The 25,010-nt window shown below is 70.5% G+C and carries 22 protein-coding genes and 1 tRNA gene; 10 read left to right on the forward strand and 13 right to left on the reverse strand.

Annotated elements, in window-relative coordinates:
* The first annotated feature begins 81 nt into the window (after window positions 1–81).
* Window positions 82–951: a LamG domain-containing protein gene (locus AB0I88_RS09180; protein ID WP_361020454.1), complete on the forward strand. Its 870-nt coding sequence runs from the start codon at window positions 82–84 to the stop codon at window positions 949–951.
* 251 nt (window positions 952–1,202) lie between these two features.
* Here the strand turns inward: AB0I88_RS09180 and AB0I88_RS09185 are convergent.
* Window positions 1,203–1,276, reverse strand: a tRNA-Gly gene (locus AB0I88_RS09185).
* Between the two features lie 53 nt (window positions 1,277–1,329).
* Entirely contained in the window at window positions 1,330–1,836 is a 507-nt protein-coding gene (locus AB0I88_RS09190; RefSeq protein WP_361020456.1) for a pyridoxamine 5'-phosphate oxidase family protein, read from the reverse strand.
* A 75-nt stretch (window positions 1,837–1,911) separates the two neighbouring features.
* Between AB0I88_RS09190 and dcd the strand changes: the two genes are divergently transcribed.
* Entirely contained in the window at window positions 1,912–2,490 is a 579-nt protein-coding gene (gene dcd, locus AB0I88_RS09195) for a dCTP deaminase (RefSeq protein WP_361020458.1), read from the forward strand.
* Window positions 2,491–2,497: 7 nt separating this feature from the next.
* On the opposite strand, the gene AB0I88_RS09200 is transcribed toward dcd, so the two are convergent.
* Window positions 2,498–2,968 carry a YcxB family protein gene (locus AB0I88_RS09200; RefSeq protein ID WP_361020460.1) on the reverse strand — a complete coding sequence of 157 codons (471 nt, stop codon included), beginning with the start codon at window positions 2,966–2,968 and terminating at the stop codon, window positions 2,498–2,500.
* A 234-nt stretch (window positions 2,969–3,202) separates the two neighbouring features.
* Between AB0I88_RS09200 and AB0I88_RS09205 the strand changes: the two genes are divergently transcribed.
* Window positions 3,203–3,487, forward strand: a complete 285-nt coding sequence (locus tag AB0I88_RS09205) for a YciI family protein (RefSeq protein ID WP_361020663.1) — start codon at window positions 3,203–3,205, stop codon at window positions 3,485–3,487.
* Window positions 3,488–3,565: 78 nt separating this feature from the next.
* On the opposite strand, the gene AB0I88_RS09210 is transcribed toward AB0I88_RS09205, so the two are convergent.
* The gene (locus AB0I88_RS09210) at window positions 3,566–4,108 is read right to left on the reverse strand and encodes a phosphoribosyltransferase (RefSeq protein ID WP_361020462.1); all 543 of its coding nucleotides are present in this window, start codon (window positions 4,106–4,108) and stop codon (window positions 3,566–3,568) included.
* Between the two features lie 123 nt (window positions 4,109–4,231).
* On the opposite strand from AB0I88_RS09210, the gene AB0I88_RS09215 reads away from it, so the two are divergent.
* The gene (locus tag AB0I88_RS09215; RefSeq protein WP_361020464.1) at window positions 4,232–5,362 is read left to right on the forward strand and encodes a PP2C family protein-serine/threonine phosphatase; all 1,131 of its coding nucleotides are present in this window, start codon (window positions 4,232–4,234) and stop codon (window positions 5,360–5,362) included.
* A 1-nt stretch (window position 5,363) separates the two neighbouring features.
* On the opposite strand, the gene AB0I88_RS09220 is transcribed toward AB0I88_RS09215, so the two are convergent.
* The gene (locus AB0I88_RS09220) at window positions 5,364–5,516 is read right to left on the reverse strand and encodes a hypothetical protein (RefSeq protein WP_361020466.1); all 153 of its coding nucleotides are present in this window, start codon (window positions 5,514–5,516) and stop codon (window positions 5,364–5,366) included.
* Between the two features lie 266 nt (window positions 5,517–5,782).
* Here AB0I88_RS09220 and AB0I88_RS09225 point away from each other — a divergent pair, with 266 nt between their 5' ends.
* Together AB0I88_RS09225 and AB0I88_RS09230 are read left to right on the forward strand one after the other, a co-directional pair.
* Window positions 5,783–7,639, forward strand: a complete 1,857-nt coding sequence (locus AB0I88_RS09225) for an acyl-CoA dehydrogenase (RefSeq protein ID WP_361020468.1) — start codon at window positions 5,783–5,785, stop codon at window positions 7,637–7,639.
* Between the two features lie 202 nt (window positions 7,640–7,841).
* Window positions 7,842–10,028, forward strand: a complete 2,187-nt coding sequence (locus tag AB0I88_RS09230; RefSeq protein WP_361020470.1) for an Ig-like domain-containing protein — start codon at window positions 7,842–7,844, stop codon at window positions 10,026–10,028.
* A gap of 7 nt (window positions 10,029–10,035) precedes the next feature.
* Here the strand turns inward: AB0I88_RS09230 and AB0I88_RS09235 are convergent, their stop codons facing one another.
* Window positions 10,036–10,554 (reverse strand): histidine phosphatase family protein, encoded by a 519-nt coding sequence (locus AB0I88_RS09235; RefSeq protein WP_361020472.1) that lies wholly within the window; start codon window positions 10,552–10,554, stop codon window positions 10,036–10,038.
* Between the two features lie 114 nt (window positions 10,555–10,668).
* On the opposite strand from AB0I88_RS09235, the gene AB0I88_RS09240 reads away from it, so the two are divergent.
* On the forward strand, window positions 10,669–10,944 hold the full coding sequence (locus AB0I88_RS09240; protein WP_361020474.1) for a DUF6458 family protein: 276 nt from the start codon (window positions 10,669–10,671) through the stop codon (window positions 10,942–10,944).
* A 51-nt stretch (window positions 10,945–10,995) separates the two neighbouring features.
* On the opposite strand, the gene AB0I88_RS09245 is transcribed toward AB0I88_RS09240, so the two are convergent.
* Window positions 10,996–11,673 carry a hemolysin III family protein gene (locus AB0I88_RS09245; protein WP_361020476.1) on the reverse strand — a complete coding sequence of 226 codons (678 nt, stop codon included), beginning with the start codon at window positions 11,671–11,673 and terminating at the stop codon, window positions 10,996–10,998.
* A gap of 78 nt (window positions 11,674–11,751) precedes the next feature.
* Between AB0I88_RS09245 and AB0I88_RS09250 the strand changes: the two genes are divergently transcribed.
* From AB0I88_RS09250 to AB0I88_RS09260, 3 genes are read left to right on the forward strand one after another with little or no spacing between them, the layout of a single operon-like run.
* Complete coding sequence (locus tag AB0I88_RS09250) at window positions 11,752–12,357, forward strand: allophanate hydrolase subunit 1 (protein ID WP_361020478.1); 606 nt, start codon at window positions 11,752–11,754, stop codon at window positions 12,355–12,357.
* Window positions 12,354–13,193, forward strand: a complete 840-nt coding sequence (locus tag AB0I88_RS09255) for a biotin-dependent carboxyltransferase family protein (protein ID WP_361020480.1) — start codon at window positions 12,354–12,356, stop codon at window positions 13,191–13,193. Before AB0I88_RS09250 ends, AB0I88_RS09255 begins: the two co-directional genes overlap by 4 nt.
* Entirely contained in the window at window positions 13,189–13,953 is a 765-nt protein-coding gene (locus AB0I88_RS09260; protein ID WP_361020665.1) for a 5-oxoprolinase subunit PxpA, read from the forward strand. The genes AB0I88_RS09255 and AB0I88_RS09260 overlap by 5 nt, the downstream gene beginning before the upstream one ends.
* A 4-nt stretch (window positions 13,954–13,957) precedes the next feature.
* On the opposite strand, the gene AB0I88_RS09265 is transcribed toward AB0I88_RS09260, so the two are convergent.
* From AB0I88_RS09265 to pdhA, 6 genes are all read right to left on the reverse strand, one after another.
* Entirely contained in the window at window positions 13,958–15,751 is a 1,794-nt protein-coding gene (locus tag AB0I88_RS09265; protein ID WP_361020482.1) for an NHL domain-containing thioredoxin family protein, read from the reverse strand.
* Between the two features lie 376 nt (window positions 15,752–16,127).
* Window positions 16,128–19,832, reverse strand: a complete 3,705-nt coding sequence (locus tag AB0I88_RS09270; protein ID WP_361020484.1) for a hypothetical protein — start codon at window positions 19,830–19,832, stop codon at window positions 16,128–16,130.
* 351 nt (window positions 19,833–20,183) lie between these two features.
* A complete protein-coding gene (locus AB0I88_RS09275; protein WP_361020486.1) occupies window positions 20,184–20,321 on the reverse strand; it encodes a hypothetical protein in 138 nt (45 codons plus the stop codon).
* Between the two features lie 199 nt (window positions 20,322–20,520).
* The gene (locus AB0I88_RS09280) at window positions 20,521–22,023 is read right to left on the reverse strand and encodes a dihydrolipoamide acetyltransferase family protein (protein ID WP_361020488.1); all 1,503 of its coding nucleotides are present in this window, start codon (window positions 22,021–22,023) and stop codon (window positions 20,521–20,523) included.
* Entirely contained in the window at window positions 22,020–22,997 is a 978-nt protein-coding gene (locus tag AB0I88_RS09285) for an alpha-ketoacid dehydrogenase subunit beta (RefSeq protein WP_361020490.1), read from the reverse strand. Before AB0I88_RS09285 ends, AB0I88_RS09280 begins: the two co-directional genes overlap by 4 nt.
* Window positions 22,997–24,136 (reverse strand): pyruvate dehydrogenase (acetyl-transferring) E1 component subunit alpha, encoded by a 1,140-nt coding sequence (gene pdhA, locus AB0I88_RS09290; RefSeq protein ID WP_361020492.1) that lies wholly within the window; start codon window positions 24,134–24,136, stop codon window positions 22,997–22,999. Before pdhA ends, AB0I88_RS09285 begins: the two co-directional genes overlap by 1 nt.
* Between the last annotated feature and the right edge of the window lie 874 nt (window positions 24,137–25,010).

Below are 25,010 nucleotides of genomic sequence, written 5' to 3' on the forward strand. Positions count from 1 at the left end.
GTTCGAGTGGATTTCCGGTGAACCGCTTGCGATGCGGAGTTTCAGTTAGCCATACAAGCGGCAATCCGGACAATAACCCACATGTTTCACTCCAGTCGGCGCGCCATGCCGATCGGCGCCCTGTCCGCGGCCCTCGTCCTGGCCTGGGTAATTCCCCTCACGCAGCACACGCCCTCGGAGGCCGGCGTGACCCGGGCCACGCCGGCACCCTCAGGGCCGGCAACCGCCCGCCCCGCGCCGGGCTTCCTCGACAACGCCAGCACCTTCTCCGTCCCCGTGGCGCCCGGCCGGATCCGCACCGCCGGCGGCCCGGTCGCCGTCCACTACGACTTCGACGACGGTGTCGGCCGCCCCATCGCCGACGTCGCCGGCGGTCACGAGCTACGGCCGCTGGGCCAGAACGGCGGGACGCTCCGCCTCGTACCCCAGGGGGCCGGTCTTGCCGTCGCCTATCCGGACCGATGCACCCTGCTGAGGGAACGCGATTGCCCCCGGGCGATCCTGGAGGGATCGCGCGACGACGCCCTCAACCCCGGCCGGCGTCCGCTGCGCTACGGCGCGTCCATCCTGATGACCCACGCCGACCTGGCCGACGGCGCCAACGTCCTCCAGAAGGGCTACTCGGTCGGCGGAGTCAGCCAGTACAAGCTTCAGGTCGACCATCGGCTGGGTCACCCCAGCTGTGTCATCGCCGGCCAGCGGGCCCGGATCTACCGTGCCGAACCGTGGATCGACGTGGCAGACGGCGCCTGGCACGACCTCGAATGCCGCCGCACCATGGACCGCCTCGTCATGCTCGTCGACGGCGCCCCGCGAGCCTCCGTCCCGGTCCCGCCGCAGGTGTCGATCGCCAACGCCGAGCCGTTGCGCATCGGCGGCAAGGGCCCCGGCCAGGGCAACGACCAGTTCGCCGGCGAGATCGACGACGTCTTCGTCCACATCGGCGGCTGACCGCAACCCGACGGCGCGGCACAAGGCGAACCCGCGTGCCGCGCCACCGGTCAGTCACCCGTCGGCCCGGAAGACCTCCGATCGCCGACGCGATGGACCGTGCGGTGAAGGCGGCCCGCGCAAGCCGAAGCCGGGATGCCGAGGGCGAGAAACCAGCCGTCGAGGCGAGCTGATGGCCCGATCCTGTCTCAACATGGCCTAGAACGGCGGAAGCCCTGGGGACCATCGGTCCTGACCAGGGCTTCCGTCAGTGGAGCGGGTGACGGGAATCGAACCCGCACTGTCAGCTTGGGAAGCTGATGTTCTGCCATTGAACTACACCCGCGAGCTGCCTCACTGTACCTGATTATCCGACTCGGTGGCGGCACCGCCCCGCGATCAGCTGGCGACAGCGAGCGGGCGCCGTAAGCCGCGCGGAGCATGCCAGGTCTGGGCGTAAGCGGGCAGGAACGGGGTGGCGGCCAGGGGGAGAGCGCCGGCCGGGCCGTGCCGGCGCAGCATGGCGGTCTCGACGGTCAGCTCGAAGAGGCGCCAGTCGACGTCGGGCGAGGCGTGCAGGGCGCCGGCCAGGTGGGTGACCCGCAGCGGGTCGCGCACGGGGACGGCGTGGCCGGTCAGGCAGGCCTCGTCGTCGTTGTCCTCCGGCGGATAGGAGTGGAGCGCGTAGCGGCCGTCGCGCTCGAGATCGCGGCGTTTCGGCGAGTCGACGATGAAGCAATACAGCCCGTCGTCGGTGAAGACCGGCGAGACCGGGTGCAGGCGAGGGCCGCCGTCGGGGCGGATGGTCGCCAGATAGCCCATGCCGGGACCGTACTGCTGGAGGAGCGCACGGATGCCGTCGGCGAGCGCCGGCTGGGCGGCAACGAAATCGGACCAGGAAGCCATGTGGGCATTCTATAGAACGTATGTTCGAGACGGCCACCGAACGCGCCGATCGGGGCAGGTCGGTATGGTGTCGCAATGCTCCTTTCCGACCGCGACCTGGTCGCCGAGATCAAGACCGGTGGCCTCTCGCTGGAGCCGTTCGAGCCGACGCTCATGCAGCCGTCCAGCATCGACGTCCGGCTGGACCGGTTCTTCCGGGTGTTCAACAACCACCTGTACACGCACATCGACCCCGCCGAGCAGCAGGACGAGCTCACCGCGGCGGTCGAGGTCGAGGACGGTCAGCCGTTCGTGCTGCACCCGGGCGAGTTCGTGCTGGCGTCGACGCTCGAGGTGGTCACTCTCGGGCAGGACCTGGCGGCCCGGCTCGAGGGCAAGAGCAGCCTGGGCCGTCTCGGCCTGCTCACCCACTCCACCGCCGGCTTCATCGACCCGGGATTCTCCGGCCACGTCACGCTGGAGCTCTCCAATGTGGCGAACCTGCCGATCAAGCTCTGGCCGGGGATGAAGATCGGCCAGCTCTGCATCTTCCGGCTGTCCAGCCCGGCCGAGCACCCGTACGGATCGGCCGTCTACGGCTCCCGCTACCAGGGGCAGCGCGGGCCAACGGCGAGCCGCTCGGCCCAGAACTTCCGGATCTGGCCCACCCGTTAGAGGGAAATCAGCGGCGGCGCACCCGCAGCCCCTGAGCCGACGCGGCGCCCAGCACCTGCTCGATCTGGGCGGGACTCAGCCCGGCCGTCGGCACGGGCACGAAACGGGCGCCGCTCAGACGGAACAGCAGTTGCCCGGAGAGTTCCTCGACGGAACGGAAGGCACGCCAGGCGTACGCGTGCCGGCTCTCCGGCCCGGAGCTCGCGACGCCGCCCTCGCTGATCTCGTAGGTGGTCACCTGTTCGGGTCGTAGGGTCCGGGCGGTGCTGTTGAGCAGGACCACCGGCACCACGACGGCGAGGCCGGCACCGAGCGTCAGCAGCATCGGGTCGAGGTCTCCGGTGGCGGCCAGGAGCGCGGTGACCAGCAGGAGCGCCCATCCGGCTAGGCGCGCGAACAGCACCGGCCGACGCAGGCCGCGCCGGGTGGCGGCGGCGATCAGCGCCGGATCGGAAACCGCGGTGAACTGGATCTGCACCCTTGAAAGGTAGGTTTTACCGGGTCGGACCGGAATTGCCCGGATGGTCGCCCCGGCCCGCCGTTTCACCGGCCCCGCCCGCCGAGGTGGACGCGGCCCGCGCGGACCACATGACCTTCCTCGCCGAAGACAGCGCCGGCCCGCCGAAGAGGGACCCGGCCCGCCGAAGAGGGACCCGGCCCGCCGAAGAGGGACCCGGCCCGCCAGCGGATCTACGATGACGGCGTGTATCTCATGATTTCGACGTACCTGAAGCCGCTCGCCGAGGTGGACGCGGCCCGCGCGGACCACATGACCTTCCTCGCCGAGCTGGAGGACGGCGGCTACGCGGTCACCGCCGGCCGGATGGACCCGCCGACCGGGGGCATCATCCTGCTGGACGTGGACACCGAGGCCGAGGCGCAGGAGCTGATGGCCCGGGACCCGTACGTGCGGCGCGGCCTCGCGTCCTACACCGCCACCGGCTGGCACCCGGCCCGGGGGGCTCTCGCCGGGTACCAGCGGGTCCGCAAGGGCTGAGTGGACCGGCCGGTCGCGCGCTCCGGGCGTACCCCTGGATCGGGGTCGTCGTAGTCGGCGCGACTCGCCCGCTGCGGCTCAGGGATCGAGGTCCACTCCGGTCAGCAGGCTCTTGATGGTCAGCTCGGCGGAGACCTCGGGCGGGCACTCGTCGACGATCACCGCGGTTCCCACGTAGGTGGCGCCGAGCAGGTCGCGCAGGCCGCGGGCCTGCGCGCCGGTGGCGGCCCAGTCGTCGACGACGAGCGCGCGGTCGGTGCCGGCGACGAGGTCGCGGCGGATGCCCAGGCGCTGGGTCTCGCCGCGGTGGTCGGCCGGCACGTCGGCCCAGATCATCGGCTCGGCGATGGCCCGGCGCGCGCCCGCCCGGTACGCCTCGACGAAGCCCACCCCCAGCGCCCGCGCCACCAGCGGGCCGATCATGAAGCCGGTGACCTCGGGTGAGATCACCACGGTGGGCCGCCGATCCGTGAAGAGGCCGGCGAGGGCGGGTCCGAGTCCGTCCAGGATCCTCGGGTCACGCCACCAGCCGGAGCGATCACTGACCAGGTAGTCGCTGCCGGGGCCGAGGTCGGTCCAGCGGAACGCGGAGCGCAGGAGATCACGGAGATCGTCGGTCACGCAGACATCCTGTCACCGGCTGTCGCCCTTCTTGGACCGACCGAATGACGCGGAACCCAACGGTGGGCCAGAACCTGCTCAGCCTACGGGTCAAGTTGATGCCCGACGTGTGGTCGATCGGGCATGCTGTTCCGCGGAACCATGCATACTTTTCTGCCGGGCCGACGCCCGCTGAGCCCAGGGAACCGCGCCGGCCTCGGCGCGGCCCTCGTGCTGCTCGTCGTCGTGTCCGCCGTGGAGGTGTCCGACGGGCCTCCGGTGCATTTCGTCGGCCTGCTGGCCGCGGTTCCGTTCCTGGCCGCGGTCTTCGCCGTCTGGCAGCTCGTGCTCGGCGCGGGCGTGCTCGCCACCATGGTCGGGGCCGTCTTCGTGGGCGTGGCCGGTGACCAGACCGGCATGGCCGGCCTGGTCAATCTGATGGGCATCATGCTGGCGACCGGCGTGGCCGCGGCCGGCGCCACCATGCGGCAACGGCAGTCCGAGCAGATCACCGAGTTGCTGCGGCTCGCGGCGGTGGCCCAGCAGGCGGTGCTGCGGCCGATCGGACCGCAGGTGGGCGCGCTCGCGGTGGCCGGCCGGTACATCTCGGCGACCGCGGCCGCGGACATCGGCGGCGACCTGTACGAGGCGCTGAACACGCCGTACGGGGTCCGCATCATCATCGGTGACGTGCGTGGGAAGGGCCTGGACGCGGTCCGTCTGGCGAGCATCGTGCTGGGGTCGTACCGGCATGTGGCGTACGAGCGGGCCGACCTGAAGCTGATCGTGGAGGACCTGGACCGGGCGGTGGCCCGAAGTGTGGGGGACGAGGACTTCGTGACCGCCGCGCTGGTCGAGGAGCGCGGCGGCACGCTCACGATCGTCAACTGTGGACATCCGGCGCCACTGCTGTTGCGCCGTGGTCAGGTCATCCCGTTGGAGCCGCCGGCGCCGGCCCCGCCGCTCGGTTTCATGCCGGAGGTGAAGCCCCGGGTGGAGCGGCTGGAGCCGGGTGACCGGCTGCTGCTGTTCACCGACGGTCTGGGCGAGGCACGCCGGGACGGCGAGTTCTTCCCGACCGCCGACCGGGCGTGGCGTCTGCTCGGCCACGGCACGGTCGGCGACGGGCTGGTCTCGCTGGAGACCGCACTGGTCGACTGGGTCTACGGGCGTCTCGAGGACGACATCGCCCTGGTCCTGCTGGAGTACGCCGGCCCGGACGGCGGCGCTGCCGTCTCGGTGCCGAGCTGGGAAGTCGGAGCCGCGGGAAGCTGACTCAGGCCGCCTCGTCCTCGGGCTCGGCCGGTGCGGCCGGTGAGGTCGGGGCCGGAGCCGGGGTCTGGTCGGGCTGACGATGCCGGCCGATGTAGTTGCGCGGGTGGTTCGCCTGGCGCGGCTCCGGAATCAGGTTCTTGATCGTGGCGAACATGGCGTCCCCCTGTTCGTGGCTGTCTATCCGGTGAAACGAACCATCCCGGACCTCGATACGTGGTCCGTGCGTCGAAGTAGGCAAATGGCCGAACGGCCGTCCCGGAGGCCACCTGATCGGAGACGTTTGACCCACGAACCGGCGGACAGGCGGCCCTTACCGGCGTGCCCGGCCGTTAGTCCTCCCGGCTTGTCGCAGGCTACCGATCAGTAATACAGTGTGGTTACTGACGGGTAACTCGCGTCCGGAGAGCGGGGCCAAGCACGATGACGCACTACAAGAGCAACCTTCGGGACCTCCAGTTCAACCTGTTCGAGGTCTTCGGGGCGGACCAGGCGTTCGGCCAGGCGCCGTTCGACGAGATCGACGTGGAGACCGCACGCGACGTGCTCGCCGAGGTCAACCGGCTGGCCCGCGAGGATCTCGCCGCCAGCTACACCGACAGCGACCGCAACCCACCGGTCTTCGACCCGGCGACGCACACCGCGCCGCTGCCGGAGTCCTTCAAGAAGTCTTACGAGACGTTCATGGCGTCCGAGTTCTGGCGGCTCGACCTGCCGGCCGATCTCGGCGGCACGTCGGCTCCGCGGAGCTTCTACTGGGCCATCGCCGAGCAGATCCTGGGCGCCAACGCCCCCATCTGGATGTATTCGTCGGGCCCGTCCTTCGCCAACGTCGTCTGGCACGAGGGCACCGAGGAGCAGAAGGAGTGGGCCAAGCTCTTCGTCGAGAAGCAGTGGGGCTCGACCATGGTCCTCACCGAGCCGGACGCCGGCTCGGACGTCGGCGCCGGCCGCGCCCGCGCCATTCCGCAGCCGGACGGCTCGTGGCACATCGAGGGCGTCAAGCGCTTCATCACCTCGGGTGAGCACGACCTCAGCGACAACATCATCCACTACGTCCTGGCCCGCCCGATGGGCGTCGAGGGCGTGGGCGGTCCCGGCACCAAGGGCCTGTCGCTGTTCATCGTGCCGAAGTACCACTTCGACCCGGCCACCGGCGAGCTCGGCGAGCGCAACGGCGTCTACGCCACCAACGTCGAGCACAAGATGGGCCTCAAGGTCTCCAACACGTGCGAGATGACCTTCGGTGAGCACGGCGTCCCGGCCAAGGGCTGGCTGCTCGGCGAGGTGCACCAGGGCATCCGGCAGATGTTCATGATCATCGAGAACGCCCGGATGATGGTCGGCACCAAGGCCATCGCCACCCTGTCCACCGGCTACCTCAACGCGCTGGAGTACGCGAAGAACCGCGTACAGGGCGCCGACCTGGTGCAGAACGGTGACAAGGCCGCCCCGCGCGTGACCATCACCCACCACCCGGACGTACGTCGCTCGCTGATGCTGCAGAAGTCGTACGCCGAGGCGCTGCGTGCTCTGGTCATCTATACGGCCACCTGGCAGGACAAGGTCGCCATCGCGGAGGCCGCCGGCGACGAGAAGGCCGCCGGGCTGGCCGGCAAGATCAACGACTTCCTGCTGCCGCTGGTCAAGGGCGTCGGTTCGGAGCGGGCGTACGAACTGCTCGGCGCCGAGTCGCTGCAGACCTTCGGTGGCTCCGGCTTCCTCCAGGACTACCCGCTCGAGCAGTACGTCCGGGACGCGAAGATCGACACCCTGTACGAGGGCACGACCGCGATCCAGGCGCTCGACCTGATCTTCCGCAAGATCGTCAAGGACAACGGCCAGGCGCTCGGCGCGGTCGCCGCCGACATCCAGGGCTTCGTCGAGAGCGAGGCCGGCAACGGTCAGCTCAAGGGCGAGCGGCTCGCCCTCGGCAAGGCGCTCGCCGAGATGCAGAACATCCTCGGCGTCACGCTGGGCTGGCTCCAGGCCGTCGGCAACGGCGAGGGCCGCGAACTCTACAAGATCGGCCTGAGTTCCCGCCGGATCCTGCTCGCCCTCGGTGACGTGGTCCTCGCGTGGCTGCTGCTGCGCCAGGCCGAGGTGGCCCTCAACGCACTGAACGGCGAGGTCTCCGAGGCGGACCGGAAGTTCTACACCGGCAAGGTGGCGGCGGCCCGGTTCTTCGTGCGGGAGATCCTGCCGCGGATCGGCGCCGACCGCCGGATCATCGAGAACACCACCCTCGACCTGATGGATCTGGACGAGGACGCGTTCTGATCAAGCTTTTCCCACTCTCCTGAAAAGCAGCGAGGGCCGGCGGACAAAGGTGTCCGCCGGCCCTCGCTGTTTTTCAGATCTCTGCCCCACGACGGGACGCAGGCGGAGCGAAGTAACAGTATGATCGTTTCCGATTCTCCTGCTCTTCACGGGTTCACTGTGGAGGTTGCGGGTCGCGGGGTGAGTACATCAGGAGATGTAGATGCGTTTGAGGCTGCCCATTTTGGCTTCCGGGCTGGTGGCCGGATTGATCGTCGGCTCGGCGGCGGTCCCGGCTGCCGCGGCGGCCGCTTCCAGTTGGTACAACGTCGGCCTCACCGAGGGCACCGATCCCGCCGCGGTGATCGCCGACCTGAAGGACCGGACCATCTCGGCCTCCCAGGTCGAGAACCTTCCGGTGGTCCGGGTGGAGGTGTCGGAAACGGCCGTCGCCGAGCTCAAGGCGAAACTCGCCGCGGACACCGCCCGTGTGCGCTTCGTCGAGCCCGACGCCCGTATTTCCACCACCGAGGATCCTGGCCGGGCTTACGCGGATCCCGACCTCGGCCCCAGCAAGATCTCGGGAGCCCGGACGTGGACCACCGGTGACCCCGAGATCGTCGTGGCGGTCCTCGACACGGGTGTCACGCCCGGCGACGAGATCGGCGCCGATCGGCTGGTCGCCGGCCGTGACTTCGTGGATGGTGACGACGACGCGAGCGACGGGCTTCGGGGTACCGGTACCGAAACGGCCAGCTACATCAGCGCCGCCACCGACAGCAAGATCATGCCGGTGCGCGTCCTGGGCGTCACTCCTGACGACGGCACCCAACCCGGGGTCGGCTCGATCTCGGCCGGGGCCTCCGGAATCGCCTGGGCGGCAGACCACGGCGCGAAGGTCATCCATGTCGGTTTCAGTCTCGACCGGTCTCGTCGCGACGAGACCACCTCGCTGGACAGCGAGGTGCTGCGAACGGCCGTCGAGTACGCCGCCGGCAAGGGCGCGCTCGTCGTCGCGCCGGCCAACGGTCATTACGACGAGTCGAGCAAGAAAGCGCCGGCTCAGTACGAGCCCGCCCTTGCGGTCGGTCACCCCGGAGTCGCGTACAGCGGTGACTGGGTCGATCTGACCACCACCGGTTGGTGGGGTCCGGCCTATGTGTCCGGTGCGGCCGCCCTGGCGATGGCTCAGCGGCCGGACGCGAGTGCCGCGAAGATCCGTAGCGCGCTGATCGCCGGTGGGTCTGCCCCGGGGCTGGCCGGCCAGCCGCCCCAGTTGGACGCGGCCAAGGTGGTCTACGCGCTCGGCGGCACCGATGACGTCGCCCCGAAGATCACCGCGACCGGCCTGACCGAGGACGAACTGATCGGAGCCGCCGGCAAGAAGGTGACCGCGAAAGCCACCGACGACCACGCGATCCAGCGCATCGACTGGCTGATCGACGGCAAGGTGGTGGCCTCCAGCACCGACAGTGGTGTCGAGACGACCCTGGTGCCGGCACCCGGCACGAACGGTGTGAAGAAGGTCACCGCCAAGGTCTACGACTACGCGGGCAACGTCGACGAGACGACCACCGACGTGCGGGTGGACACCTCGGTGCCGGTCGTGTCGATCACCTCGCCGCGCTTCGACGAGGTCCAGCAGTGGGGCAGCGACGTCGAGGTCACCGTCACCACCGATGCCACCGACATCGCCTCGATGGAGGTCCGGTGGAGTCCCGAGACTCGACGGCCGATGACCCAGGTGGCCGGCACGAACCGCTGGACGGGCAAGGTCAAGTCGGTGCAGGGCGGCCGGATCACCGTGTGGGCGGTGGACACGGCCGGGAACACGACCGAGGTCGAGCTGGCGATCAAGTCGGACTGGGAGGGCCCGACCGGTGGCCGGGTGAGCCCCGCCGACAGCACGCGTGTCGGCAACTCCTTCAGCACCACGCTGAGCGGGATCACCGACCCGAGCGGCATCGCGCGGGCCGAGGTCGTGGTGAACGGCAAGGTGGTCGCCACCGACAAGGCCGCCCCCTACACCGCCACCGTCCGGACCGGCTCCACCACCGGGAAGTTCCAGTACGCCTGGCGGGTCTTCGACAAGTGGAACAACGTCCGCACCTACACCCGTACGGTGATCGCGGACAACAAGGTGCCGGCCGTGTCGATCACGAAGGCGCCGAAGAACAAGGCGAAGGTCAAGGGCACCGTCAAGGTCTACGTGAAGGCCTCGGACGCCAGTGGCATCGCCCGGGTCGAACTGCTCGTCAACGGCAAGGTGGTGGCGCGTGACGCCAAGGCCGCCTACGTGCTGGCGTTCAACGCGAGCAAGCAGAAGAAGACGATGAAGGTGCAGGTCCGGGCGTACGACCGGTTCGGCAACGTGACGTACACGACCACCCGGACCTGGTACCGGAAGTAGCGGGGCCTCAGCCGCGGGCGGTGTGCGAGCGAGTCAGGCGCATCGCCCCCGGTTCGGCCTGCGACCACGGCCGGTCGCCGCTGTGCACGGCTATCCCGGAGGTGCGCATCTCGGCGACCGTGCCGGTGTACTGCTCGTCCGGCAGCAGGAGAGCGGACACTTCGGACATTGTCGGGTTGTGTCCGACGACCAGGACCGTACGAATGTTGTCGGGAACGGCTCGGAGAAGGTCGAAGACCTCGCCGCCGCGACCCAGATAGAGCGACTCCTCGTAGTGCACCTCGGGCGCCGGCCGGGCGCTCGCGCTGCGGCTCAGCACGATGGCCGCGTTCTGCCAGGTCTGCCGGGTGCGCTTGGCCGGGGAGCAGATGACCAGGTCGGGATGCAGTCGCTCGTCCGCCAACCAGGCGCCGGCCGCCTCCGCGTCGGCCACTCCGCGGGGTGCCAGGGCCCGGTCGTAGTCGTCGAAGTCGCCGGGGGTCTCCGCCTTGGAGTGGCGCAGCAGGATGAGCGTCCGCGTGGTCATCGGTACAGCTTGCCTGATTGGAATGTCACGCGTGCGGGTAACTGGTCGATCGACGCATTCACCACGGTCGAGCGGCGTCGCCCGGCCGGGCGGACACCAATCGAGGAGGGTCCGATGGGCATCGGCGCAAGCATTTTCCTGCTGGCTCTGGGGGCGATCCTGGCGTTCGCCGTGGAGGCGGACATCAGCGGTCTCGACATCGGTGTGATCGGCTGGATCCTGATGCTGGCCGGTCTGGCCGGCCTGGTCATCACGCTGGCGTTCTGGGGTAACCGTCGCCGTACCGTGGTCACCCGTACGCAGCAGCCGGTCCCCGAAGCGGGTTACACCGAGTATCGCGAGGTCCGCCGGGACGACGTCCCGCCGCCGCCTCCCCCGGCGTACTCCTGAATCGAAGGAAGGCCCGGGCGGATGCCCGGGCCTTCTGACCGACAGGGAAAGTCAGGCGTAGAGAGCGAAGTAGACCGCGATGTGATGACAGATCGCGGCGATCAGCGTGCAGGCGTGGAAGAACTCGTGGTGACCGAAGACGGCCGGCCACGGGTTGGGCCGGCGCAGCGCGTAGAAGACGGCGCCGACCGTGTAGATCGCGCCGCCCACGACCAGCAGCACCAGACAGGTCACGCCGCCGACGTGCAGCACCTCCGGGATGATCGCGACGGCCACCCAGCCGAGCGCCACGTACAGCGGCGCCCCGGCCCAGCGCGGCAGGTGGGGCCAGATCACCTTCAGGGCGACACCACCGATCGCGCCGCCCCAGACCACGCTCAGCAGGACGGCCTGCTGTGTGCCCTCCAGCAGCAGGACGCAGAACGGCGTATAGCTGCCGGCGATGAGGATGAAGATCATCGAGTGGTCGGCACGCCGCATGATCTGGTAGCCGCGTTCGCTCCAGACCCGCCGATGGTAGAGCGCGCTGGTCCCGAACAGCCCGCACACCGAGATGCTGTAGATCAGGCAACTCAGGAACGGGGAGATGCCGGGTCTGCTCAGCGCGATCGAGCTGAGCACGATGCCGCAGACCGCGGCGACGAAGAATGCGTACTGATGCAACCGGCCGCGCAGTCGCGGCTTACCGAGATCGGCCGGCGATATCCGGAACGGGGCTGAGGTCGTCACGCCCTCTAGGTTACGACACCGTAGGTTACCGTTGGGTAGTGGCGCTGGACCCGGTTGACGCCCCCGGATGATTTCCCCATGAAGATACGACGCGTAGGGGACTCCGGCCTGCTTATCGAGTGTTCCGACGCCGACCGGGTCGAGGACTGGCGGGCCGAGCTGTGGCGACGCCGCGAAACCGGGCACCTGAGGGCCGTCGAGATCGTGCCGGGCGCTCGCACCGTGCTGCTCGACGGCGTCGCCCCGGGCACCGCCGAACTGCTCCCGGCCTGGGAACCCGCGCCCGGTCAGCAACGCGCCGAAGGCCACCTCGTGGAGATTCCGACGACCTTCGACGGCGAGGACCTGACGTCGGTCGCCGAACTGTGGCACGTCACCGCGGACGAGGCCGTGAGACGCATCACCGGCACCCCGTTCACCGTCGCGTTCTCCGGATTCGCCCCCGGATTCGCCTACCTGCGCGGGCTTCCGGACGAATGGGCGGTCCCCCGGCTCGCCGCCCCGCGACCTCGCGTCCCGGCCGGATCGGTCGCCCTCGCCGGCGGCTACGCGGGCATCTACCCCACCGCCTCGCCGGGCGGATGGCGGCTGGTCGGCCGGACCGATCGAAACCTCTTCGACGTACGACGTGAGCACCCGGCCCTGCTCACCCCCGGCACCCGGGTACGGCTGGTGCCGGCATGATCACCGTGCTGCGGGCCGGACCGCTGACCACCGTGCAGGACCAGGGCCGACCCGGATGGGCACACCTGGGCGTACCCCGCTCGGGCGCCCTCGACGCACCCGCCCTGCGCCTCGCCAACCGCTTCGTCGGCAACCCGGACGACGCCGCCGGCCTGGAGACCACCCTGCTCGGCTGCACCCTGCGGTTCGAGAAGCCCACCCTGGTCGCGGTCACCGGTGCGATCGCGGACATCGACGTGGACCGCCGCCCGGCCGAACGCCCGCACGGCTGCCAACTGTTCGAGGTACCGGCCGGCGCGGTCGTCGACGTCAAACGGGCCACCCGCGGAGTGCGGTCCTACATCGCGGTGGCCGGCGGGATCACGGTCGAACCGGTGCTCGGCAGCCGCTCCACCGACACCCTCTCCGGGCTGGGACCGGCACGACTGACCGACGGGGCGACCCTGCCCGTCGGCACACCCACCGGACGACAACCGCTCGTCGGTGAACCGGCCTGGATCTCCGGCGAGCTGACACTCGGCATCCGGCTCGGGCCGCGAGACGACTGGTTCGACGTCTCCGGGCTGTTCGGTACGGCGTACCGGATCAGCCCGTTGAGCAACCGGGTCGGAGCCCGGCTGGCCGGCACCGCCCTGACCCGCGCCCGGATCGGCGAACTGCCCTCCGAAGGCGTCGTCCTCGGGGCCGTGCAGGTCCCGGCGGACGGACAGCCGATCATCTTCCTCGCCGACCATCCCACCACCGGCGGATATCCGGTGGTCGGCGTGATCGATGACGTCGCGCCGCTCGCACAGGCCGGGCCGGGGACTACCGTGAGATTCCGTGAGCTGGATTGATCTGAACGCCGACCTCGGCGAGGGCTTCGGCGCCTGGCGGCTCGGCGACGACGAGGCCCTGCTCGACGTGGTCACCTCGGCGAACGTGGCCTGCGGCTTCCACGCCGGCGACCCGTCCACGATGCACCGGGTGTGCCGGGCGGCCGTCGCGAAAGGCGTCGCGATCGGCGCCCAGGTCGGCTACCGGGACCTGGCCGGATTCGGCCGGCGGCGGATCGACTACGACCACGACGAGTTGCGCAACGACATCCTGTACCAGATCGGGGCGCTGGAGGCGTTCTGCCGGGTCGCCGGAGACCGGGTGCGTTACGTGAAACCGCACGGAGCCCTGTACAACACCGCGGCCGTCGACCCGGTGCAGGCGTCAGCCGTGGTCGACGCCGTCCTCGCCTACGACGCGGCGCTGCCGGTGCTCTGCCAGCCCGGCTCGGAACTGGCCCGGCAAGCGCTACGCGAAGGACTGAACGTCACCGGCGAGGGTTTCGCCGACCGCGGCTACCAGCCGGACGGGCGGCTCGTGCCACGGTCCCGGCCGGACGCGCTGGTGCACACACCCGACCTGGTGGTCCAGCGGGCGGTGCGGATGGCCGCGGAGGGTTCCGTGATCGCTGTCGACGGCGCCGAAGTGCCCTGCCCGGTCCGGTCGATCTGCCTGCACGGCGACACACCCGGCGCGGTGGAACTCGCCCGATCGGTGCGGGACGGACTCCGGGCCGTCGGCCTGAACGTCCGCCCCTTCACCAGCGATCAGGGTCGCTGACCGATCACGCGTCCATGCCCCGCAGGATCAACGGCAGCCGGGACGGGCCGTCCGGATCGATCACGATCGGCACACCCCAGTCCTGGCGGGTCAGATGACAGGCGCCGAATTCGGCGTCCACATCACACGTCGCGGCCTGCGCGACGACCTGAAGCACACCCTTCGGCACCTCCGGGTTGAGCACGATCCGCCGGGACAGATCGGTGGTCGTGCCCTCGCCCTCCAGCAGCAGCTCGGCCGGGGACGCCGACACCACCAGGCGAACCGGCGACCCGAACTGCGAATCCAGCTTCTGACCCGGCGCCGGCGTGAAGATCACGTCAAGGGTGACCTCGCCCGGGGCCAGGCGCGACGGCGGGCGCTCGGTCCGGTGCCGCTCCCCGCTGACCGTCTGCACCACGCCCGGAGCCAGCCGGGTCAGCCGGTGCGCGGCCGACTCCACCACGAGGATCTGCCTGTCCCCCGTCACGAGGACGTCGCTCGGCTCCGCCACGTCGCCGTCCACCGTCGACACGGTGTTCGCGGCCGGGTCGAATCGGCGTACCGCGCCGTTGTAGGTGTCCGCCACCAGCACCGAACCGTCCGCCAACGCCGCCACCCCGAGCGGATGCTGGAACAGAGCCTCACCCGCGGGGCCATCCACGTGACCGAAATCGAACAGGCCCTGACCGACCGCGGTGTGCATCACGCCGTCCTCGACGTAACGCAGCGCCGACGTCTCACTGTCCGCGATCCACAGACGCCTGCCGTCCGTGCTGACCGACAGGCCACTCGGCTGGGCCATCCACACGTCCGGCAGCGTGCCGTCGCGCAACGCCTCGACCGTGGTACCGGCGAAGACACCCACCGTGCGCTTGATCGGGTCGAACCACCACAGCTGGTGGATGCCGGCCATCGCGATGATCACGCGGTCGTCGTACCAGGCCAGGTCCCACGGCGACGACAGATCGGCGGCGAGCGCATCATGCGCGTGATCGTCCACCGCCGACCGCCACGGACGACCCGAGCCGGCCACCAGCGTGATCTCCCCGGTGTCCAGCCTCAGACCACGCAACTGATGGTTCACCGTGTCCGCGACCACCACGTCGTAGCCGGCCGCCGCGGCGACCTCCTCCGGCAGCAGCAGCAGACCCTGCGGCTCGCTGAACGGCTCCCCACGAACCTCGGCCCCGAACCGCCGGACCAGCGTCTCACCGTCCGCCGACAACTCGGCCAGCGAATGCCGGGCCGAGTCGGACACCAGCAGATTCCCGTTCCGCAGCTCGATCGCCTTGCCGGGGAAGCGGAGCAGGCTGTCCGGGGCGGGCGGAGGGACAAACGGGCCGTCACCGCGGTGCAGGGTGCCGTCCGCCTCGTGCTTGACGATCAACTCGTCGATCAGTCGCGACAGACCCTCGGCATGCCCCTCACCGGCCATCGAGGCGACCAGGTAACCGGCCGGATCGACCACGGCCAGCGTCGGCCAGGCCTTCGCGGCGTACTGCTGCCAGAGATGCATGTCGCCGTCGTCGACGACCGGGTGATGAACGCCATACCGTTCCACGGCCGCGGCCAGCGCCGCCGGGTCCCGCTCATGCTCGAACTTCGGCGAGTGCACCCCGATCACCACGAGCGCGTCGCCGTACTTCTCCTCGAGCGGCCGTAGCTCATCCAGGACATGCAGGCAATTAATGCAACAGAAAGTCCAGAAATCCAATATTAGGATTTTTCCGCGCAGATCGGCCAAGGTGAGGGCCTTCCCGCCGGTGTTGAGCCAACCGCGACCCTTGAGTTCGGGCGCACGCACGCGAAATTCCATCCGCCCATCGTGCCTCACCGCCGCCGGACACCCTCCGGTGATCCACTCCGGCACGATTTCAACGGCGCCGCGAGGCCGTTCGCTCCGCCCGCGGCGATCTTCGAGACCCCACTTCAAATCCCGGCACTGTACGCCCACCGTCGCGGCCCGCTGCCCACCTCCGGCCGTGCCGCGACCGCCGGGCTGATCCGCCACCCACCCCCGGTGAACCAGGGCAGCCTCCCCGGCCGGCGACTCAACCCTGTGCCGTGCCGCATCCGCCCGTCTCACGATCTGATCCGGCAGGCCGGCACCCCGCGACGGTTTCACTCGTACCCCGGAAACACCGCCGGCGCCGAAGCAAAGGATCGCCTCGACGCCGGTCTCTGCCGCGGGGTCAGTTGGCTTTCAAGCAGAGGACCTCTTTGTTCTTCGGGACGACGATGTAGGGCTGGGTGGCGTCGGCGCACTCGCCCTTGGCTTTGACGATCGACACCACCTCGAAGGTGCCGGCCTCCGTACACGGGGCGACCACCGGAGTGTTGCCGTCGCGCTTGACGCACTCGCCCTGGGAGACCTTGAACTCCTCGTCGCCGATGCCGGAGATCAGAGAGACCAGTCCGAACACCACGGCCAGCAGAACCGCGGCACCCAGCACGACGGCGAGAGCCACCGGCACGGTCTTCACGTGCGGCTTGGCCGGCGGGGGCGTCGCTGAATCGGCCTTGAACTGGTCGAACTTGCCCTGTTCTTCGGGGCCGGGCCAGCTGGTGGTGTCCTCCGGCCCGGGTGGCGTCACGGTCGCCCGAGCCGCCGGGCTGTGCGGATAGATGCCGCCGCCGGGCTGCTCGCCGGGAAGCGGCGAGAGCGCGGGCGCCGGCACGTACGGCGAGTTGCCTCGGCCGGACACGTCCGTGGTGTGCTCGTTGTACTGGTCCGGCATGCCGACCGGGGCGCCGTACGAGGTGCCGAACGGCGACGCTCCGGGCGATCCGGGACCGTTGGCGCCCGGGAACTGCGGGGAACCCGGCATGGCCGGTTCACCCGATCCGGGGAACGGGACTCCCGGCATGGTGGCGTCACCCTGCCCCGGGAACTGTGGCGATCCGGGCACGGCCGAGTCCCCGGAGCCCACTCCGGGGAACAGATTTCCCGGCATGGTCGAGTCGTACTGGCCCGGGAACTGCGGCGATCCCGGCATCGCCGGACCGCCCTGTCCGGGGAACTGCGGCGAGCCGGGCGCCTCCGGCGGAGCGACCCGCGCGCTGGCGGTCGCCCGGGCGGTCGCCCGCGCAGGCGACTGCGGGGCGACACCGGGGGCGCCGGCCGGACCGTCGCCCGTCGGCGGCGGGAATCCGCCGAAGCCGTTGCGGTCGTCGTCGGTGGCGGGACCGCCGAAGCCGTCCCGGGCGCCGAAGCCGCCTGACGGTGGCTCGTCGTCGGGCCGCGTCGGCGGCGGGAATCCGCCGAAGCCGTTGCGGTCGTCGTCGGTGGCGGGACCGCCGAAGCCGTCCCGGGCGCCGAAACCGCCGGACGGCGCCTCGTCGTCGGGCCGCGTCGGCGGCGGGATGGACGCGCGCCCGCTCAGGCCACGATCACCGGCGCCACGCTGCGGCAGCCCGAAGCCGCCGGAAGCGCTGTCGTTCTGCGGTCCGAAACTGCCGGGGCCGCCGTCGTCCGGCGTTCCGAAGCCGCTCGTGCCGTTGTCGTTCCGGGTCCCGAAGCCGCCGGGGCCGTTGTCGTTCTGGGGTCCGAAGCCGCCCGAGCTGTCGCTCTGGGGTCCGAAGCCACCCGAGCCGTCGCTCTGCGGCCGGAAGCCGCCCGATGGGCCGTCGCCTTGGTGCGGGACGCCGAACTCTCCGGAGGGGCTTTCGGCCTGCGGCCGGAAGCTACCCGACGGGCCGTCGCCCTGGTGCGGGACGCCGAATCCGCCGGAAGGACCCTCGGTGTGCGTTCCGAAGCCACCGGACGAACCGTCACCCTGCTGGTGGGGCAGGCCGTAACCGGAACCGTTGTCGCTCGGCGGCCGGTTCAGACCGAACCCGCCGGACGGGCTCTCATCCGGCTTCGGCGGCCCGAAGCCGGGAGCGTCCTCCTGCGTCGGCCGGCTGTAGCCGCCGGAGGCTTCCTCCTGCTGCGGCAGGCCGTAACCGCCGGACGCCTCTTCGCTCTGCGGGCGGGGCATGCCGAACCCGCCGGACGGGCTTTCGGTCTGCTGAGCCGGAGTGAAGCCACCGAAGGTGCCGACCGGTCCGTCACCGCCGAACGGCGAAGCCGGGGCCGCGCCGAAACCACCGTCAGGCGCCTCGTCCGAGCCGGTCTCCGGCTCCTCCGCCGGCGCTGCGGCGGGACGGCCGTAAACCCGGGCCTGTGGTGCCGGGCTCGGCGGGGGAAGCTCGCCGGCCTCCGGCGGGGTGACCCGCACACCGGGCACCGACGCGCTGGCCGTGACCGGCCGGGCCGAGCCGACAGCGGGCTTGCCCGGGTCACGCGGTTGCGGCACCGCGGACGAAGCGGCCGGCGACTCAGAACCGGAACCCTCCGCGCTGTGCAGCCCGGCAACCGGCACCGAACCGAGAGAACCGGCACCCGGGAGCGAGCCGTTCGAGTCAGCGCCGGGGTACGGCTCGCGGGAGTCGCCACTCGGGAAAGATCCGCGCGAATCGCTACCGGCAAGAGGCCCACGAGAGTCGAAACCGCTACGGGAGTCGACGCCAGGGTACGGCTCGCGGGAGTCGGCTCCGGGGAAGGTGCCGCGGGAGTCCGCGCCGCTCGAGTCAGCGCCGGGGAACGGCGGGATCGGATTGGGGCTCTCGGGCTCCGGGTACGGGATGCGCCCGCCCGATCCGGCCGGGCCACGCGACTCAGGGCCGGCGAGCGGGTTGAGCGGATCCGACCCGGACGCCGGGACGGTGCCGCCGGAGGCGAGCGCCGCGCCGGGAACGCGCTGCGGGAACCCGGAGCTGCCGGCCGGCTCGTCGGCGGGAGTCTCGGGCTGGGCGCCCGGGAATGTGCCGCCACCGAACGGCTGCTGACTGCGGATGGGCAGGTCGATGCTGAGTGGGGCGCCGTTGTCGGTCTCCACCTGCGGGCCGGCGGGCGCACGCAGCGGGAATCCGCCGCCGTCGCCGCGCCGGGACGGGAAGGTGTCGGCGGCCGGGCGCTGGGCGGCCGGTTCGGCCGGGGCGTCGGTGGGCCGGGCGCTCTGCATCCAGCTGTTCTGTGCCGGGCCGGCGGTGAAACTCGCCGGGCCGGCGGGCTGCCCGCCCTCTGCGGTGCGGTGGCCGGACCTGTCCGGCAGGTTGTTCAGGCTGGCGCCGGGAACGCGAACCGGCTGGTCTCCGAAGGCGGAGAACGGGGTATGGCCGAGGCCGCCGTCCTCCGGTGCGGTGGCACCGGGGGTGCGGGTCGGAAGGCCGCTCGCGCTGAGCCTCGGCGGAGCCTCACCGGCCGGGGCAGGCGGCGGCGGGGTGGGCGACGGCACCGAGGCCGAAGCCTGGGCCGGGCGCCCGGCGGGCGGAACAGCGGCGGCCGATCCGAACGGCGCCGGGGATCCGGGCGTGGCCGACCCGAACGGCGTCGGAGCCGGGGCAGCGGGCGCGGCGGACCCGAAGGACGGTCCGGCGGCGGGTTCGGAACCAGCAGGCGCCCAGGGCGACCCGTCCGGCCGCGGTCCGAACGGGCCGGAGGACGGCATGGACGCGGCACCGGAGGCGGGCGCACCGGGCTGCCCGTACTGCGAGCCGGAGACCGGCCCGTACGGCGAGGCGCTCCCGGGCTCGGGTGACACCGATCCGTAGGGCGATGCGGTCCCACGCTCGTCACCCTCGGGCTGCGGCACACGGGCCGAACCGTACGAGGTGCCGCCCTGGCCGGCGCCGGCGCCGAAGGTGGAGACGGCGGGCACGACGAATGGCGAGCCGCCGCCCGGAGCGCTGGGCGGTGGCGGACCGTACGAGTTGGGGAAGCCCTCAGCGGGCGACTGGGCCGAGGCCCGGCCGGCGATCCGCTGACCGTCGGAATCGTGCGGGAACCCGCCCGACGTGGGTCCGCCCGACGTGGCCTCGGCCGGCTGACCGGCGTGCTGCCCCTCGGACGTCATACGCGCCTCCTCATCGATGCGGCCGTGCCAGCTTTGCACGGACGCGACCCCACCGGCGACCTTCCGCCGCAGGGCCGTGCCAGCTTTCCGGCCTGGCCGTGCTGGGACCGTGGGCGAGGTTAACCGCCGGTGACCCCGGTCTCCGCACCGACCGGCCGTGCCGGTTTGGGGACCGTGCCCACGGTACCGGGCGGGCACGGCGGGAGGAATCCCGGTGTACGCCCGGAGGGGACGAGTGCCCGATCTTCCCGGGTGGGATAAGACACGATACGGAGTGGGATAAAACACGAAACGGCCCGCCCGGGTGATCCGGGCAGGCCGTTCGGGGAGGTGGTGCCCCTGATCGGCAGATCAGGAGAAACGGCGCTGAGCGAAAACGGCAAGTTCGTCGCGCATCGCGTGCGTGGGCGCCGACTGGAGCGCGCGGTCGATGGCGCGGTTCTGGCGGCTGACGATCCGACGCTGGCGGAAGCGGTCGATCATGTTCATGGCGGTGCTCACTTCTCCGGCGGTAGCCGGTTGTCGGTCTGACGCCGCCGTTCGCCCGCTTGTGGCGGACCTCCCGGCACGCGTCCCGGTGTTGACACAATTATGCGTCTCACACCGTGGACGCGGCCATGGATTCAGAGGGTGAGCCGGGTCATGAACCTACGGATCGAAAGTCAACTTTCGAACATGCCGAACGACCCTAGGTCCAACTGAGCAACGTCGCCTCCGGATCCTCAAGGAAGGCGCCGACGTCGCGCAGGAACCGTGAACCCAGCTCGCCGTCGATGATCCGGTGGTCGAAGGAGAGCCCCAGAGTGGTCACCTCGCGGATCCGGATCTTGCCCTTGTGCACCCACGGCGTCGGCCGGATCGCGCCGAACGCCAGGATCGCCGACTCGCCGGGCGGCAGGATCGGAGTCCCGGTGTCGATGCCGAACACGCCCACGTTGGTGATCGACAGAGTGCCGCCGGACATGTCGGCCGGGGCCGTTCGACCCGACTTCGCCGTCCGGACCAGCTCGTTCAGCGCCTCGGCGAGCTCCCGCAGGGTGAGCCGGCCGGCGTCCTTCACGTTCGGGACGATCAGACCGCGCTCGGTCGCCGCGGCGATGCCGAGATTCACGTAGCCCTTGACGACGATCTCGCCGGTCGCCCCGGACCAGGACGAGTTGACCATCGGGTGCCGTTCGACCGCGAGCAGCACGGCCTTCGCCACCAGCAGCAGCGGCGAGATCCGGGCACCCTCGAACTCGGGCCGCTTCCGGAGCTTCTCCAGCGCCTTCATCGAGCGGGTCACGTCGACGGTCAGGAATTCCGTGACGTGCGGCGCGGTGAAAGCGGACGCCACCATGTTCTCCGCGGTCAGCTTCCGGACGCCCTTGACCGGGATGCGCTGCTCCCGGGAGGCGTCGAAGACCGCGGTGGCCGGGCTCGCCGCCACCGGCGCCGGCATCCGGGCCGGCACCGAAGCGGCCAGATGTACGTCGTCCCGCGTCACCGACCCCAACGGGCCCGTGCCGTTGACCGTGGCCAGGTCGACGCCGAGGTCCCGGGCCAGTTTCCGCACCGGCGGCTTCGCCAGCACGGGACCGGTACGGACGGCCGGCGCCACGGTCTCGGAAACCGGGCCTGCGGGTTCGACCGGGCGGACCTCGGCAGCCGCCGGAGGCGGGGGAGGCGCCGCTGCGGTCGTGGCAGGTGTGGGCGTACCGATGCGGGGTCGTCTTTGGGCGCTGGTGGTCCGCGGGCCGTAACCGACGAGCACGGCCGTGCGCCCGCCCGGAGCCGGTCCACCGATGAGGCCCGCCCCGGCCTCGTCGGCGGCGGCCGAAGATCCGGCGGAGGGTGAAGACGCGGTGGCGGCCGAAGATGCGGCGGAGGGTGAAGACGCGGCGGCGGCAGCAGATGCGGCGGGTGCCGAAGCCGGGGTCTCCGGAAGCGGTGACCCGGGCTCGGTGTCGATGGCGATGATCGGCTTGCCGACCTCCACGACTGTCCCGGCGTCGTGGAAGATTCGGGTGACCACGCCGCCCCACTTGGCGGGGATCTCGACGGCCGCCTTGGCGGTCTCGACCTCGACGATCGGCTGGTTCAGCTCGATCGTGTCGCCGACCTTGACCAGCCAGGCCAGGATCTCGCCCTCGAGCAGGCCCTCACCGAGGTCGGGCAGGTTGAACTCCTTGATCCGCGACATCGGCGTCACCAGCCGAAGGAGCGGTCGACGGCGTCGAGTACCCGGTCCAGGTCGGGCAGGTACTCCTCCTCCAGGCGCGCGGCCGGGTACGGCGTGTCGTAACCGGTCACCCGCAGCACCGGGGCCTCGAGTGAGTAGAAGCACTCCTCGGTGATCCGGGCCGCGATCTCGGCGCCGAGTCCGGCGTTGCCGGGGGCCTCGTGGACGACGACCGCCCGGCCGGTCCGCCGGACCGACTCGAAGATCACCGGGTAGTCGATCGGGGAGAGCGTGCGCAGGTCGATGACCTCCAGCTCGCGCCCGTCCTCGGCGGCGGCCGTGGCGGCGTCGAGCGCCACCCGGACCATCGGGCCGTACGCGAGCAGCGTCGCGTCCGATCCGGCCCGTGCCACCCGCGCCGAATGCAGCGGGAACGCCCCGCTGAGCGGCGCGTCGAGGTCCACCTCGCCCTTCTCCCAGTACCGCCGTTTCGGCTCGAAGAAGATCACCGGATCGTCGGAGGCGATCGCCTGCTGGATCATCGTGTACGCGTCCGCCGGGTTGGCGCAGGTCACCACCTTGAGACCGGGGGTGTGCGCGAAGTACGCCTCGGGCGATTCGGAGTGGTGTTCGACCGCGCCGATGCCACCGCCGAACGGGATCCGGATGACGATCGGCAGCCGCACCTTGCCCTTGGAGCGGTAGTGCATCTTCGCCACCTGGGCGACGATCTGGTTGTACGCCGGGAACACGAACCCGTCGAACTGGATCTCGCAGACCGGCCGGTAGCCGCGGATGGCGAGGCCGACCGCGGTGCCGATGATGCCGGCCTCGGCGAGCGGGGTGTCGATGACCCGGTTCTCGCCGAAGTCCTTCTGGAGGGCGTCGGTGATCCGGAAGACGCCACCGAGCTTGCCGACGTCCTCGCCCATGACGACGACCTTGGGGTCGTCCTCGAGCGCGCGGCGGAGTCCGTGGTTGAGCGCTTTACCCAAGGTGATCATCAGTGTGCGCTCCCCTCGAACGAGGCCTGGTACTCGGCGAAGGCGGCCCGCTGGGCGTCGATCTCCGGCGAGCCGTTGGGGTAGACGTTGTCGAAGAGGGTGACGGGTTGTGGATCAGGCATCGCCAGCACCCGTTCCCGTAGATCGAGGGCCTGCTGTTTGGCTTCCTCGTCGACCTCGGCGAAGAAGTCCTTCTTGACGATCTTCTGCTTGGTGAGGAAGGCCTTGAGCCGGCTGATCGGGTCCTTCGCCTTCCACGACTCGACCTCGCTGGCGATGCGGTACCGGGTCGGGTCGTCGGAGCTGGTGTGCGCCCCCATCCGGTACGTGTACGCCTCGATCAGTGTCGGGCCCTGGCCGTTGCGCGCGTTGTCGAGCGCGGCACGGGTCACCGCGTAGGTCGCGAGCACGTCGTTGCCGTCCACCCGGATGCCGGGGAAGCCGTAGCCGCCGGCCCGCTGGTACAGCGGAACCCGGGTCTGGCGCTCCAACGGCTCGGAGATCGCGTACTGGTTGTTCTGGCAGAAGAACACGATCGGCGCGTTGAAGACGCCGGACCAGACGAACGACTCGTTGACCTCGCCCTGGCTGGTCGCGCCGTCGCCGAAGTAGGCGATCACGGCCTCGCCGTCGGGCGAGCCGACCTTGCCGTCCATGGTGACGCCCATGGCGTAGCCGGCCGCGTGCAGCGTCTGCGATCCGATCACGATCGTGTACGTGTTGAACTTGAACTCGTTCGGATCCCAACCGCCCTGGTCCACGCCCCGGAACAGGCCGAACGGCATGATCGGGTCGATTCCGCGGCAGTAGAGGACGCCGTGCTCGCGGTAGGTCGGGAACGCCATGTCCTGCGGGCGCAGTGCCCGGCCGGATCCGACCTGTGCCGCCTCCTGCCCGAGCAGACTGGCCCAGATGCCCAGCTCACCCTGCCGTTGCAGGGCGACCGCCTCGCTGTCGAGACGCCGGACCGTGACCAGGTCCCGGTAGAGACCGCGGTACTCCTCGTCGGTGAAGTCGACGGAGTACGTCGTGCCGTCAGCGGTGGTGACGGTGTCGATGCGTTCCCCGTCGGGGGTCAGCAGTTGGACGAAGCCGCCGGCCGGAATGTCGCTGCCGGCCACGCTCTCGCCTTTCGCCATCCGTGTCTCCTGTTTCCTCAACTAAGCCCGCAGCGGGTGTCTCCCGGCCACGCGGCTGACCAGTGGGGGCCGCGCCTGGCCCGGGTGGGGTTGCCGCGCGGCTTCTCCGGCATGTCGCCGGGACGGCGCGCTGCGACCCCGCTTGGTCGGCGGAAGGCGACAGCGGCGATGCCGTCGTCCCCCATCCTGACAGAGAGAGTGAGCCGCGTTACAGGCTGCGTAGATCACGAAAAGAGATTCTGTCGACGCATTGCCTAGGGTATTTGTCCGATTTAGTTAAGTATGCACCCCCACTTTGGCACGAATAGCGCAGGTGTGCCGCAGCGGAATTCGCAGACTGTCGTTCATCCCCAGTGACCGGAACGGATCCAAGTCGATCTTTTCTTGTGGGGGGATCTTCGCGTGCCACGCCTGCCCGACGACGACGGCTACCTGCCGCCAATCAAGGTGCTGCGAAAGCGCCTGAACGGGGTGTATCGCGAGGATCTCGGCTTCTCCGGGCCGACGCGGCGCTACGTGCTGATGGTCGCGCTCCTGGTCGGGCTGGCCTCGGTGCCGACCCTCGCCGTCCTCACCACGGGCAGCAGCGAGATCACCGGCGAGAACCGGCCCGGCGCCATGGACGTGCCATTTCTGCCACCTCCGGCGACCGGACCGGTGCGGCCTTTCCCGCCACCCTCGATCTCGGCGCCGGCCAAACCCCAGACCGATCAGGGGTACGCCCAGAGAACTCGTCCCGGAAAGAGCCGGAAACCGTCCCGCCCCGCCGATGCCCGCCACCCGTCCTCTTCCCCGAAGCGCTCGTCTGTCTCCGCCGATCCCGGACTCCGGAGATCTCCGCGATCGCCGGCCCGAACATCACCGCCGGTGGCGG

Source organism: Actinoplanes sp. NPDC049802, from assembly GCF_040656595.1.
Lineage (GTDB): Bacteria > Actinomycetota > Actinomycetes > Mycobacteriales > Micromonosporaceae > Actinoplanes.

Bases quoted from the DNA above. Each gene is read 5' to 3' on its own strand.
- AB0I88_RS09180 (WP_361020454.1), top strand. From the start codon at position 82: ATGTTTCACTCCAGTCGGCGCGCCATGCCGATCGGCGCCCTGTCCGCG.
- AB0I88_RS09190 (WP_361020456.1), bottom strand. From the start codon at position 1,836: ATGGCTTCCTGGTCCGATTTCGTTGCCGCCCAGCCGGCGCTCGCCGAC.
- dcd (WP_361020458.1), top strand. From the start codon at position 1,912: ATGCTCCTTTCCGACCGCGACCTGGTCGCCGAGATCAAGACCGGTGGC.
- AB0I88_RS09205 (WP_361020663.1), top strand. From the start codon at position 3,203: ATGATTTCGACGTACCTGAAGCCGCTCGCCGAGGTGGACGCGGCCCGC.
- AB0I88_RS09215 (WP_361020464.1), top strand. From the start codon at position 4,232: ATGCTGTTCCGCGGAACCATGCATACTTTTCTGCCGGGCCGACGCCCG.
- AB0I88_RS09220 (WP_361020466.1), bottom strand. From the start codon at position 5,516: ATGTTCGCCACGATCAAGAACCTGATTCCGGAGCCGCGCCAGGCGAAC.
- AB0I88_RS09225 (WP_361020468.1), top strand. From the start codon at position 5,783: ATGACGCACTACAAGAGCAACCTTCGGGACCTCCAGTTCAACCTGTTC.
- AB0I88_RS09230 (WP_361020470.1), top strand. From the start codon at position 7,842: ATGCGTTTGAGGCTGCCCATTTTGGCTTCCGGGCTGGTGGCCGGATTG.
- AB0I88_RS09235 (WP_361020472.1), bottom strand. From the start codon at position 10,554: ATGACCACGCGGACGCTCATCCTGCTGCGCCACTCCAAGGCGGAGACC.
- AB0I88_RS09240 (WP_361020474.1), top strand. From the start codon at position 10,669: ATGGGCATCGGCGCAAGCATTTTCCTGCTGGCTCTGGGGGCGATCCTG.
- AB0I88_RS09250 (WP_361020478.1), top strand. From the start codon at position 11,752: ATGAAGATACGACGCGTAGGGGACTCCGGCCTGCTTATCGAGTGTTCC.
- AB0I88_RS09255 (WP_361020480.1), top strand. From the start codon at position 12,354: ATGATCACCGTGCTGCGGGCCGGACCGCTGACCACCGTGCAGGACCAG.
- AB0I88_RS09265 (WP_361020482.1), bottom strand. From the start codon at position 15,751: ATGGAATTTCGCGTGCGTGCGCCCGAACTCAAGGGTCGCGGTTGGCTC.
- AB0I88_RS09270 (WP_361020484.1), bottom strand. From the start codon at position 19,832: ATGACGTCCGAGGGGCAGCACGCCGGTCAGCCGGCCGAGGCCACGTCG.
- AB0I88_RS09275 (WP_361020486.1), bottom strand. From the start codon at position 20,321: ATGAACATGATCGACCGCTTCCGCCAGCGTCGGATCGTCAGCCGCCAG.
- AB0I88_RS09285 (WP_361020490.1), bottom strand. From the start codon at position 22,997: ATGATCACCTTGGGTAAAGCGCTCAACCACGGACTCCGCCGCGCGCTC.
- pdhA (WP_361020492.1), bottom strand. From the start codon at position 24,136: ATGGCGAAAGGCGAGAGCGTGGCCGGCAGCGACATTCCGGCCGGCGGC.